The sequence below is a fragment of the Terrabacter koreensis genome, from assembly GCF_054783315.1.
In genome coordinates, this window is record NZ_BAAGQU010000005.1 from 354,823 (window position 1) to 366,919 (window position 12,097).

The following is a 12,097-nucleotide window of genomic DNA, read 5'->3' on the forward strand; positions in this document are numbered from 1 at the left end:
TCAGCGCCCACAGGAAAGAGAAGAGCATGACGCACACCAAGACGGTTCTCACGGCGGTCTCCGCCCTGGCTCTCGCCGGTCTCGCGGCTTGCGGGTCGAGTAGTGGAGGCGACCCGCTCGCCCAGCCGACCGGCGCGGGGTCCAAGGCCCCCAGCGGCACCATCGTCGTCGGGTCGGCGAACTTCCCCGAGTCCGAGCTGCTCATGGACATCTACGCCGGAGCGCTCAAGGCCAAGGGCGTCACCGTCGACACCAAGCCCAACATCGGCAGCCGTGAGACGTACATCCCGGCTCTCAAGGACGGCTCGATCGACCTCGTCCCCGAGTACACCGGCGTCCTCGACCAGTACTTCAACAAGTCCGCCAAGGCGACCGACTCGCAGGCCGTCTACGACGAGCTCAAGGCGTCCCTTCCGTCCGGGCTCCAGGTGCTCGAGAAGTCGGCGGCCGAGGACAAGGACGCCGTCGTCGTCACCAAGGACACCGCGACGAAGTACAACCTCAAGTCGATCGCCGACCTCGGGCCCGTGGCCAAGGACCTCGTCCTCGGCGGCCCGCCCGAGTGGAAGACCCGCGAGTCCGGCGTGCCCGGGCTGAAGAAGGTGTACGGCCTGAACTTCAAGGAGTTCAAGCCGCTCGATGCGGGTGGCCCGCTCACGGTCCAGGCCCTGAAGAACGGCCAGGTGCAGGCAGCCAACCTCTTCACCACCGACCCGAACGTGCCCGCGAACGGTTTCGTCGTCCTCGAGGACCCCAAGTCGTTCTTCGCGGCGCAGAACGTCGTCCCCCTCATCACGAAGTCGAAGGTCAACGACACCGTCTCGTCGGCGCTGAACGCGGTGTCGGCCAAGCTCGACACCTCGACGCTGGCCGGTCTCGTCAAGCAGGTCGTCATCGACAAGAAGGACGCCGAGGACGTGGCGTCGGAGTTCCTCAAGCAGGCCGGACTGGCCTGACCCCGGGCCCCGCGCCCAGCAGATCGACGGAGCAGCTCGTCCTCACCGGGGGCGAGCTGTTCCTCGACCGCGGGAATGAGGTCACGGCGAGAATGGTTCTCATGTGCGACGGATGAGGATCCGTCCCCGAGAGCAGAGGAGCAGTCCCCTTGGCCAAGCGCACCGACCTTCGCCCCGTCGTCACCCTGCGGTCGACGGCAGGCACGGGCTTCAGCTACGTCACGACGAAGAACCGCCGCACCCAGCCCGACCGGCTCGTGCTGCGCAAGTTCGACCCGGTCGTGCGCGAGCACGTCGACTTCCGCGAGACCCGCTGAGCCCGACGCAGCGCACGCCGACATCCAGAGAGCACCCCGTCACCTCGGTGACGGGGTGCTCTCTCGATGTCGGGTGCCGGCTAGCGCACCAGTGGCCGGCTCTCGCTGGGTGCTGGAGCGTCGGACGACTCGGGGGCAGGCAGTGACCACGTGACGGTGACCGGCTGGGGGGCCAGCGGCGCGAAGGCGGCCACGACGTCGATGGCGTCACGGATGAGCTGGACCAGACGGTCCTCGGGGTCGTCGATGCAGGCGCGGGCGATCCCGTCGACGGCCAGGGCGACGATCTTGGCGGCGTTGGCGGGGCGCACGGCTGCGGCGTTGAACCCGAGGCGGGCCAGGTGGATGCGGGCCCAGCGCTCGGCAGCGGGCGCGGTCGCCAAGGCTGCCCGTGAGGCCTTGGAGAGCTGGCCAGGGGTCCGGCCGTCCTGCTCGGCGAGGACGCCTTCGGCGTTGAGGATCGCGAGCGCCATGACGTTCTGGCGTTCCTCGGCCGCCACCGGGAGTGCCGAGCGGGCGGCGGTGAGCACGAGCGCGGCGGGCACGCGGGGGTCGTCCGGGTTGAGCCCGACGACCTCGGGGATCATCGTCACGAGCCGTTGCCGGTGCGTCTCGTCGAGCATGTCGTTGACGCAGCGGGCGAGGGTCGAGAGCACGGGATGCGTGCACGCGGGGTGGTCGCTCCATCGTTCACCGGCGAGGAACGAGGCCATCTCCATGAAGCAGGCGCCCTTGCGTGGGCTGCGGTGCCGGCCTCGTGACAGCACCGGCACACCGTCTGGGACGAAGGGGGCTCGTCGTGACATCGTCGCTCCTCGGACTTTCCCTCGGGACCCTGCGGTCAGGTCCTTTCATGGTGCGCCTCAAACCCGCGCTTGACCACCCTTTGGTCCTACCCAGCGCTCCACGGTCCGGTCGGGCGTGCTGTGGCTTTCCGCTCGAACCTGTCGGACGGGTCGCCACGCCGTGCACAATCGGCGCATGCCCGTCGACGAGGAGAGCTCCGCGCGACCGGACTCCGAGAGCGCCGGCGTCCGCGCCCACGTTGCCGACTCGTGGCTGCGTTCGGCGGCGGCCGGGGTGCAGGTCGACACCGTGGACGCGCCGATCACGCTGCCGGGCGACGCCCTGCGCGACCACCGTTCCGCGCACCCCCTCGCGAGGGTGTTCCCGCTGCTCGACGACGTGCTCGGCCAGGCGGCCCGGGACTGCGACGCCGTCATGGCAGTCTCGGACGCGGCGGGGCAGCTGCTGTGGGTGTGCGGCACGCCGAGCGTCCTGCGCCGGGCGGAGTCGATCGGCTTCGTCGAGGGCAGCAACTGGGACGAGCGGCTCGCCGGCACCAACGCACCGGGGATGGCGTTGCGCCTCGACAGCTCGGTCAACGTCCTCGGCGCTGAGCACTTCCGTCGTTCGGTGCAGCACTGGAGCTGTGCGGCGACGACGATCCACGACCCCGCCGACCAGAGCATCCTCGGGGTCCTCGACATCACCGGCGGCGACGAGATCGGCGTGCCACAGACCATGGCGATGGTGCGCGCCGCAGCGCGGATGGCCGAGTCCGAGCTCGCGCGCGAGCTCCTCGTTCGCTCGCGCAGTGCGCCCGTTCCCGACGTGGCGGCGGGCGGAGGCCTGACCGTCCTGATGGAGTCGCTCGGCCGCAACGACACGCTGCTCACCGTCGACGACGGGCGCGGCCGTCGCCAGACCGTGCGCCTGAGCCCACGCCACAGCGAGATCCTGCTCCTGCTCGCGTCGGCCCCCCGAGGCCTCTCCGGCGACGAGCTCGCCGTGCTCCTCTACGAGGAGGACAGCAGCGCCTCGACCCTGCGCGTGGAGATGGGCCGGCTGCGCGGACTGCTCGGCGACGACCTGCTCGCGTCGCGGCCCTACCGGCTCGTCGCCGGGCTCGCGGGCGACTGGCTCGCCGTCGAGGCGCACCTCGCGGCCGGCGACGTGGCGAGCGCGATGCGCGCCTACCGGGGACCCCTGCTGCCCCGCTCGGTCGCCCCCGGCGTGGTGCGGCTGCGCGAGAGCATCGAGGGCGACGTGCGCACCGCGATCCTGCGCAGCGGACGGGCGGACCTGATGTCGGCCTGGACCCGCTCCGCGTCGGGGGCCGACGACTACGAGATGTGGCAGGCCCAGGCACAGGTGCTCGGCCCGAGTTCACCGCTGCTGCCACTGGTGCAGAACCAGATCCAGCGCCTCGACCGCGAGCTCGGCAGTCCCTGACCCGACAGCGACTGGCCTCTCGACTCCCGTGGGCGTGCCCCGGGCGTATGCCGCCTCGCCGGCTCTCGGCGACACGTGACGCAACGTGGTTGCAACGTTGCGCTGCCTAACGTCCTGGCAACCCCGTGGGAGGGGACCACCAAGGATGTTGGGAGAACCACCATGACCGTCTACGCACCCCCCGGAGCGCCGGACTCGCTCGTCACCGTGCTCGACCGCTACGGCCACTTCATCGGCGGCAACTGGGTCGACCCGAAGAAGGGCCTCTGGTTCGAGAACACCTCGCCGGTCAACGGCAAGCCGTTCTGCGAGATCGCCCGCGGCACCGAGGAGGACATCGAGGCCGCCCTCGACGCCGCCCACGCCGCCGCTCCCGCTTGGGGCCGCACGAGCCTCGGCGAGCGCTCGCTCATCCTCAACCGGATCGCCGACCGCATCGAGGAGAACCTCGAGGCCCTGGCCGTCGCCGAGACGTGGGAGAACGGCAAGGCCGTTCGCGAGACCCTCGCCGCCGACCTGCCGCTGGCCGTCGACCACTTCCGCTACTTCGCGGGCGTGCTTCGCGGACAGGAGGGTTCGAGCTCGGAGATCGACGAGAACACCGTCGCCTACCACTTCCACGAGCCGCTGGGCGTCGTCGGCCAGATCATTCCGTGGAACTTCCCGATCCTCATGGCCGTGTGGAAGCTCGCCCCCGCCCTCGCCGCGGGCAACTGTGTCGTGCTCAAGCCGGCAGAGCAGACGCCGTGGTCGATCCTCAAGGTCGTCGAGCTCATCGGTGACCTGCTGCCGCCGGGTGTCGTGAACGTCGTCAACGGTTTCGGCGTCGAGGCCGGCAAGCCGCTCGCGAGCAGCCCGCGCATCGCGAAGATCGCCTTCACCGGCGAGACGACGACGGGCCGGCTCATCATGCAGTACGCGAGCCAGAACATCATCCCGGTCACGCTCGAGCTCGGCGGCAAGAGCCCGAACGTCTTCTTCGAGGACGTCGCGCAGGAGCGGGATGCCTTCTACGACAAGGCTCTCGAGGGTTTCACGATGTTCGCGCTCAACCAGGGTGAGGTCTGCACCTGCCCGTCACGCGCACTCGTGCAGAGCTCCATCTACTCCGACTTCGTGCCCGACGCCGTGGCCCGTGTCGAGAAGATCAAGCAGGGCAACCCGCTCGACACCGAGACGACGATGGGGGCCCAGGCGAGCAACGACCAGCTCGAGAAGATCCTCTCCTACCTCGACATCGGCCGTCAGGAAGGTGCGAAGGTGCTCACCGGCGGTGAGCGCAACGTGCTGGACGGCGACCTCGCCGAGGGCTACTACGTGGCCCCGACCGTCTTCGAGGGCAACAACTCGATGCGCATCTTCCAGGAGGAGATCTTCGGTCCGGTCGTGTCGCTCACGAGCTTCGAGGACGAGGTCGACGCGCTCGCCATCAGCAACGACACCCTGTACGGCCTGGGAGCCGGCGTGTGGACGCGGGACGGCGCACGTGCGTACCGGATGGGCCGCGGCATCAAGGCCGGGCGGGTGTGGACGAACTGCTACCACCAGTACCCGGCGCACGCCGCCTTCGGTGGCTACAAGCAGTCGGGCATCGGACGGGAGAACCACAAGATGATGCTCGACCACTACCAGCAGACGAAGAACCTCCTCGTCTCCTACTCGCCCGACGCGCTCGGCTTCTTCTGACCGGGACGTGCCCGTGTCGCAGGAGCCCGCACAGGCGGTCGCACCCGGAGAGCCCATGGCTTCCCCCAGCCGGGTCGACCTCACCGGTGAGGCGGCGGACCTGCTCCGCCGCCTCACCGGGATCCACGGTGAGCTGATGTTCCACCAGTCGGGTGGCTGCTGCGACGGCAGCTCGCCCATGTGTTTTCCGGCCGGCGACTTCCTGACGAGCGAGGTGGACGTCCATCTCGGCGACCTCGTCGTGGACGGGCTCGCCGAGCCGGTCGCCTTCTGGATGTCGGCGTCGCAGTACGAGTACTGGAAGCACACACACCTGACCGTCGACGTCGTCAAGGGTCGCGGCAGCGGTTTCTCGGTAGAGGCGCCGGAGGGAGTGCGGTTCCTCATCCGCTCGCGCCTGTTCACCGACGCCGAGAGCGCGCAGCTCAGCCTGCTCCCGCCGAGGGTCGGACGGCCACCGACGGGCTGACGAGGCGTCGGGCCGGCTTCCCTGCCGAAGCCGGCCCGACGCGTACTCGGTGAGAGCGCTCAGGTGGTGCGCTCGGCCGTCACGTCGTCACGGGACGAAGGCGCTGACCCGTGTCGACCAGTTGGCGAGCGCCGTCCGAACGCCCGGGCCGTGGCTCGCCCCGGCGCAGGTGCCGAGCAGGTTGTCGCCCGTGCCGCCCGCGAAGAACGGGCCACCCCACGCGGTGTAGTCACAGGCGCTCGCGACGTACTCGCTCGCGACCCACACGGTGCCGCCGTCGACCGCGGCGGCGCCGTAGTCACCCCACCTGGTGCGGGGCGGGTTGCCGACCTGGGCCTTGTAGCTGGTGAAGCCGTCCGCCGTGGCCTTTCCCTGTCCGTTGGGAACCACGTTCCACGGGCCGAGCCCGGTGAGGGCGTCGATCGGTGCGTACGCGGCGCTGGGGAAGAGTGAGTCACCGGTCGCGGTGAAGGCCATGACGCCTCGACCGCTCGACGTGACGCCGATGGCGGGGTACGTGAAGTCCGTGCCGGCCTCGGTGAGGTAGCCGGAGAGCCCGATCTTGGGTGCCAGCGTCGCACCACCGGGCTTGACGACGTACCACGCGATACCCGCCCGGTTCGTGGTGGTGTCCTGCGGCGTTACCGCAGTGTCGAGTGCACCCCAGAGCTTGCCGTTCGCGTACGTCACCTGCTGCATGCGGGTGTCGTTCGAGTCGGGCGTGGAGACGACCTCGCTGGACGGAGCGCCGACGAGGAGCCGGTAGCAACCGAACTGGCCGTTGAACAGCTGCGTCGTCGTGTCACCGAGGCAGTGTCCCTGGGGCGTGGTGATCCCGGGAGGGGTCCCTGACCCGGGCTGGTGCTGCTTCGGCGGCAGCGCATATCTCCCGACGTCCACCAGCCGGTTGGCCAGGTGGAGGTTGGGGCTGCTCGTGTTGAGCGAGCCGGTGTTCGTCAGGGACCAGACGACGATCTGCTGCGACACGTAGTCGCCGCCGGTGCCGGCCTTCGGGTGGGTCGCCTCGTCCGCGGCGTTCGAGCTGAGGAAGTACTCGGTGCCGTTGTTGCTGAGGTTGAACGACGAGGCGCCCGGTGACTGGGCCGGCCAGACCGTGAAGCCGGGCTGGGTGGGTCCGGCGTCGCTCGGAGCGGCCACCAGGCCGGACGTGTCGATGTGCTGCGTGGCGACGTTCGCTGCACCCGCGGCCAGCTGCGCCTTGGACAGGGCGTAGATCTGGGCGCCGGCGAAGCCGTTCGCGGTCCAGGGATACGCGTTCGTCGTGAGGTAGACGCCGTTGGCGTCCGCGCCGATGTGCGGGTAGTCGCCGAGGTACGGGCCGGGGTTGACTCCGCCGGTGTTCGTGCCGTCGTTCGTCACGTCGAGCTTGTAGATGTTCCACGAGCCCACCGGGTTCGACGTCTGCGACACCGCGAGGTCGAGGTGGTTGACGAAGTTCAACGAGCCGTCGGCGGCACGGTCGAGCGTGAGCACGACGAGGAAGAACCGCTGGGTCGCGGCGTCGAAGATGCACGTCGGGTCGGTGAGCTCCGGCCCGAGCGCGCCGGTGGCGCGGTTGACGGCGGGCGCGTACCCGTAGAAGGAGTTGAGGTCGACGGCATGGTGGACGTCGCGCGGGAATCCGGCCACGATGTTCGTCGCCGTGTTGTCGGGCAGCTGTGACACCCCGGCAGGGTCGTAGACGTTGAAGACGTCGTTGACCGCTTCGACGACGTGCCCGGCACCGACGCAGAGCGCCTGGTCGGGCGGCTCGATGCTGAACTGGTTGCCGCCGCGCGAGTAGCGCTGCTGGTAGTGGTTGAGGCCCTCGAAACCCGTCGTGAAGGTCGGGTTCGACTTGGCGCGAGTCGCATTCGCGACGGTGACACCGTGCCCCGCGGCGTGGCCCTGCGAGAGGGTCCTGTTCGCGATGGTGCCGGTGAAGGCGTCGGGCGAGGCTTCGTCCTCCGGGGTCGCGAACTCCGGGACCGTGCCGCCGTCGCTCGGGACGAAGGAGCCGGTGACGGGGCTCGAGGTGCCGCTGAGGGCGATGGATGGGGACGAGGCGTTCGCCTGGGTGGTCGGCAGCAGCAGTGCTGCGACGACCAGAGCGGGTGTCGCGAGGACACCGGTGCGGATCAGAGAAACGCGGCGCAAGGCCATGGAGCATTCCCTTTCGAGGTGGGCCAGGCCGGGGCACGCCGCGTTGTGGTCGGCGGTCTCGGTCTGGCGTGCCAGACCGGAGGTGGGGCCGACCGACCTTGAGCTATCGGCGTTCGCCTGAGAGCCGGGTCGTCCTCAGTCGCCACTGTCCCACCGCCAGGGCGTCCCGAGAACCCCTACCGCGCAGATTGAGTATGCCGTCCGGCTCAGGCCGGCGGCGCCGCCGCCTCGCGTCGCTGTCCTGCACGCTCGAGCGCGTCGGCGACGAAGCCACTCGCCTTGAGCTCCTCGACGAGGTCGCGGAGGAAGGCGACGGACTCGGCCGACCGCGTACGCGTGGTTCCGACGGCCTGCCGGATCTGCATGAACGCACCGTCGACGACGCGGAAGCCCGCGTGTTCGTCGGCGAACGTGGTGACGGCCTCGCGGATGCCGGCGCCCGCTTCGAGCGGATGGGCGAGGAGGGAGCCGACGCCCTCGTCGTTGCGCACGAGGGTCGCGCGCTGCAGCGTCCTCGTGAGGTGCAGGTCGTAGGCGGAGCCGGCCTTGACCGCGACCCGGATGCCCTCGGCGTCGACGTCGGCAACGGTCCGCAACGGTGAGTCCGAGGGCACGACGTAGGCGCCCTCGATGATGACGTAGGGCTCGGTGAAGGCGACCTCCGCCTCACGCACGGGGTCGATCGCGAGGAAGCAGATGTCGGCGGCGCCGCTCGCCATCGCCTCGAACGACTTGCGGGCACCGTCGAAGGTGACGAGCTCGACCGGGACGGCGAGGCGTTCGCCGACGACGTGGGCGATGTCGACCGTCACGCCGCGCGGCTCGTCGAGCGTGCCCTGGGCGAGCACCGCGTTGCCGAGGTTGATCGAGGCCCGGAGCGTCCCCGTCGGGGCGAGGTCGCGGGCGATGGTCGTCAGGTCGGCGCGCATCGGCTCATGGTAGGACGGTGGCGCGAGACCGGGCATCGTATGCCGCCGGGCCGCCCACCCGGCCCGGCGGCATACGACCGCCGGGCCGAGAAGCGTTGCCGTCAGGGGTAGTCGACGACGGTGACCGGCACGTCTGCGTTGGCGACCGTGGAGGGCCCGCCGACGCCGTTGACGACGTTGCGGATGCCGCCCTTGCCGTTGGACGGGTCGAGGAAGATCGTCAGCAGGTTGTGCAGGCGCACCCCGGGCGTGACCGGCACCTCGAACGCGTTGGCGGCGAAGATGTCGACCCCTTGGTTGAAGAAGCTGTAGGACCCCATGCCGGTGCCCTTGAAGCTCTTCACGCCGGAACCGACGACCAGGGCCGGGTATCCCTCGTGTCCCGGCGCCGACATCCATGCGGCCTGGCTCGGCGGGTCGTAGGGCAGCTCGTTCTGGAAGAACGTGACCGACCCGTGCTCACCGTTCCAGATGACCTCGGTCTTCTGGTAGTGCTCGACGAAAAGGCCTGTGGCAGTGACGTGGTCACCGTTCACGATGAGACCGGTGTCGGCGGTGTTGCTCGTCCACCCGACCCCGTTGCCGTGGTCGGCGCGCCAGGCCCAGATGTCGTCGAGGACGACGTGGTCGCTGTTGACCTCGAGGCTCACCGTGGCCTTGCCGACGTAGGGCCCGCCGATGCGGAAGAAGACGTCCTGCAGCGCAGTCGGGTCGGCGGCGCTGCTCCATCCGGCGCGGCTCGGGCCCCGTCCGTTCGCGGCCCGCTGGGTGCCCACCCGGAGCAGGACGGGTGAGTTCACCGGGCCGGCGTCGAAGGTGAGTCCGGCGATGTCGACACCGGGCACGTCGGCGACGCTCATGGCGGCCTGTCCGGTGGTCGGCGTGAGGCTCGCGAGGCCGAGGCCGAGCACCACGGTGCCGGCCCGCTTGACGCGCAGGGTCTCGTCGAGGTGGTAGACGCCCGGCGTGAGCAGCAGGTTGCGACCTCGCGCGAGCTCGCGGTTGATCGCCTGCGCCGAGTCGGACGGGCGGGCGACGTAGAAGTCGGCGAGGCTGATCGAGCGTCCGGGCGTCGAGCCACCGGCCCACGAGACGCCGCTCGTGTCGGTGGCGGCGGCAGGCACGAAGACGCGGTAGGCGCCCGCTCGGTCGACGTAGAGGTAGGGCTTCTCGCGACTCACCGACGTCTTCGGGACGGTCGTGTACGGACCGCAGCCGTTCGCGGCAGGGAAGCACTCGCCCGGCGCGCCCTCGACACCCGAGAAGACCTGGTTCCAGACGCCGTTGGTCCAGCTGCCGACGCTGCTGTTGCGCGTGAAGAACTGCTGCTGCGAGCCGTTGATGACTGGGCCGTCGAACGTGGAGTCAGCGATGAACCCGCCGCTGGCGAAGGACGGCCCGGTGCAGTAGTCCATGAGCGTCGTCTGGCCCTTGACGTGCACGCGGCGCAGCGGGGCGGCCTGCGAGACGGCCCAGAACTGTCCTGAGTAGCAGGCGAAGTCGGGGGTGGTCACGTTGATCGTCAGGTTCGACATCGAGCGCCAGAAGTTGTTGAGCGCGATGCAGCCGCCTGCGGAGCACTGGTTGCGCACGTAGACCGAGCCGTTGATGACGACGTCACCGGGGTTCTGGCCCAGCCCGGCGACCTCCGTGTAGTAGCCGACCTGGAAGTTGAGCGGCTCGGTCGCGGAGCCGTACGTGCCCGGCTTGAAGAGGATCGCGTGCCGCTGGGGTCCCATCTCGTTGGAGACCTGGGTGGCCGAGATGGCGTCCACCTTCGCCTTGATCTCGGCGGTCGACATGGACGGGTCGAGCACGAGGGTGCCGGAGCCGAGGTCCGGCGCCGTGACTGCCGCGGGGACCGCGCCGGCCACGGCGGCGGCAGAGGGCGCGGAGCTCGCCGAGGTCACGGCACTCGGCGGCGGGGCAGCGGCCTCGGCGCCGGCGACGGCAAGGGTCGGCACGGCCGCAGTGGCGACAGCCAGGGCCGTGAGGGCCAGCCGGTGGAGGGCGGTCGCGGGCCGCCGGCGTCGATCTCGTCGATGAGTCATGGGCACACGATTCACTGTCGCGGAGGGTTGGGCAAGAGTTTGTGAGAGCGTTCTCACGGTGTGGCACAGGTTCGTCGACCCAGACCCTCCGCAACCCGCCAGGCGGCCTCTCGGAGTCCTACGCTGGCGCGAGGAGACGTTCAGGAGGAAGGCCGCCGATGATCACACGTCGAACAGCAGTGGGGCTCAGCGTCGTCGCAGCAGCGCTCGCGGGCCTGTCGGTGCCGGCCGAGGTGGCCCAGGGCGCACCGTCGCCCTTCGACCACAGGGCCGGCGCAACCGTGTTCCTGCCGAACCCGGTCCAGGACCTCGGGATCGAGACGCTCACCGACCAGAAGGACGCCGACTACGCCGCGCTCGCACCGGCGTACCACCGGGTGACGCTCACCGACCTCGACGGGTCGGGCACGCTCACCGGCGCCTACGCCCGGGTCAAGAGCTCGACCGGCAAGGCCGCCGTCAGCGTCGGCGGAGCGTTCCCCGCCTACCACCGCGACGCCGACCAGTTCGAGCAGGTCATGGGCTACCACTGGGTGACCACCGCCCAGGCCTACCTGCAGCACCTCGGTTTCGGCTCGACGCTGCGGCCGGTCAACCAGCGCCAGATCGAGGTGCGCATCGACCAGTTCGGCGGCGACAACTCGTTCTTCCGTGAGGACAAGGCCAACATCACCCTGGGCAAGGGTGGGGTGGACGATGCCGAGGACGCAGAGGTCGTCGTCCACGAGTACGGCCACTCGGTGCAGGACGGCCAGGTGCCCGGCTTCGGCACCAACCTCGAGTCCGGCGCGATCGGCGAGGCGTTCGGCGACTATCTCGCCGTCGTCGTCACGAGCTGGGCCGCGGGCAAGCCGACGAAGACGCCCGAGGCGTGCGTCGCCGACTGGGACTCCGTCTCCTACACGAGCACGGCGCCGCACTGCCTGCGTCGCCTCGACGAGTCGAAGCACTACCCCGAGGACGTGCGCGGCGAGGTCCACGCCGACGGCGAGATCTGGTCCCGCGCCCTGTGGGACATCCGCACCGCGCTCGGCGACACCCGGGCCACGACTCTCATCGTCGAGGCGCAGTTCGACTTCGCGCCCGACACGTCGTTCCGCGACGCCGCGGCCGCGACCGTGGCTGCCGCGCAGCGCCTCTACGGCAACGGAGCCGCCACCGCGGTCACTCGCGCCTTCCAGGCGCGCGGCATCCTCTGACACCACCCGCCACCCACGCGAAGAGGCCCCTCCCGGCTCGGGAGGGGCCTCTTCGTCGTCCTTCGCGTATGCCGTCCGGTCGGGTCAGGCGG

General features: G+C 70.0%; 10 protein-coding genes. 6 read left to right on the forward strand and 4 right to left on the reverse strand.

The features are described from left to right. The first annotated feature begins 26 nt into the window (after window positions 1-26). The gene (locus ACYVNR_RS13945) at window positions 27-956 is read left to right on the forward strand and encodes an ABC transporter substrate-binding protein (RefSeq protein WP_045189500.1); all 930 of its coding nucleotides are present in this window, start codon (window positions 27-29) and stop codon (window positions 954-956) included. A 149-nt stretch (window positions 957-1,105) separates the two neighbouring features. Then, the gene (gene rpmG / locus ACYVNR_RS13950; RefSeq protein WP_045189498.1) at window positions 1,106-1,273 is read left to right on the forward strand and encodes a 50S ribosomal protein L33; all 168 of its coding nucleotides are present in this window, start codon (window positions 1,106-1,108) and stop codon (window positions 1,271-1,273) included. An 80-nt stretch (window positions 1,274-1,353) separates the two neighbouring features. Here the strand turns inward: rpmG and ACYVNR_RS13955 are convergent, their stop codons facing one another. Further along, window positions 1,354-2,079, reverse strand: coding sequence for a hypothetical protein (locus ACYVNR_RS13955; RefSeq protein WP_045189496.1), 726 nt, complete (start codon window positions 2,077-2,079; stop codon window positions 1,354-1,356). A 175-nt stretch (window positions 2,080-2,254) separates the two neighbouring features. Here ACYVNR_RS13955 and ACYVNR_RS13960 point away from each other — a divergent pair, with 175 nt between their 5' ends. The 3 genes from ACYVNR_RS13960 to ACYVNR_RS13970 all read left to right on the forward strand — a co-directional run bounded on the left by ACYVNR_RS13960 (window position 2,255) and on the right by ACYVNR_RS13970 (window position 5,663). Further along, on the forward strand, window positions 2,255-3,508 hold the full coding sequence (locus ACYVNR_RS13960) for a transcriptional regulator (RefSeq protein WP_461048694.1): 1,254 nt from the start codon (window positions 2,255-2,257) through the stop codon (window positions 3,506-3,508). Between the two features lie 162 nt (window positions 3,509-3,670). After that, window positions 3,671-5,194, forward strand: coding sequence for an acetaldehyde dehydrogenase ExaC (gene exaC, locus ACYVNR_RS13965; protein WP_461048696.1), 1,524 nt, complete (start codon window positions 3,671-3,673; stop codon window positions 5,192-5,194). A 55-nt stretch (window positions 5,195-5,249) separates the two neighbouring features. Continuing rightward, on the forward strand, window positions 5,250-5,663 hold the full coding sequence (locus tag ACYVNR_RS13970; RefSeq protein ID WP_461048698.1) for a DUF779 domain-containing protein: 414 nt from the start codon (window positions 5,250-5,252) through the stop codon (window positions 5,661-5,663). Window positions 5,664-5,750: 87 nt separating this feature from the next. Here the strand turns inward: ACYVNR_RS13970 and ACYVNR_RS13975 are convergent, their stop codons facing one another. The 3 genes from ACYVNR_RS13975 to ACYVNR_RS13985 all read right to left on the reverse strand — a co-directional run bounded on the left by ACYVNR_RS13975 (window position 5,751) and on the right by ACYVNR_RS13985 (window position 10,806). Then, on the reverse strand, window positions 5,751-7,826 hold the full coding sequence (locus ACYVNR_RS13975; RefSeq protein WP_461048700.1) for a hypothetical protein: 2,076 nt from the start codon (window positions 7,824-7,826) through the stop codon (window positions 5,751-5,753). Window positions 7,827-8,032: 206 nt separating this feature from the next. Next, a complete protein-coding gene (locus ACYVNR_RS13980; RefSeq protein ID WP_458799386.1) occupies window positions 8,033-8,755 on the reverse strand; it encodes a transporter substrate-binding domain-containing protein in 723 nt (240 codons plus the stop codon). A gap of 101 nt (window positions 8,756-8,856) precedes the next feature. Continuing rightward, on the reverse strand, window positions 8,857-10,806 hold the full coding sequence (locus ACYVNR_RS13985; RefSeq protein WP_461048702.1) for a glycosyl hydrolase family 28-related protein: 1,950 nt from the start codon (window positions 10,804-10,806) through the stop codon (window positions 8,857-8,859). A 158-nt stretch (window positions 10,807-10,964) separates the two neighbouring features. Here ACYVNR_RS13985 and ACYVNR_RS13990 point away from each other — a divergent pair, with 158 nt between their 5' ends. Then, window positions 10,965-12,005, forward strand: a complete 1,041-nt coding sequence (locus tag ACYVNR_RS13990; RefSeq protein ID WP_458799388.1) for a M4 family metallopeptidase — start codon at window positions 10,965-10,967, stop codon at window positions 12,003-12,005. The last annotated feature ends 92 nt before the right edge of the window (window positions 12,006-12,097 follow it).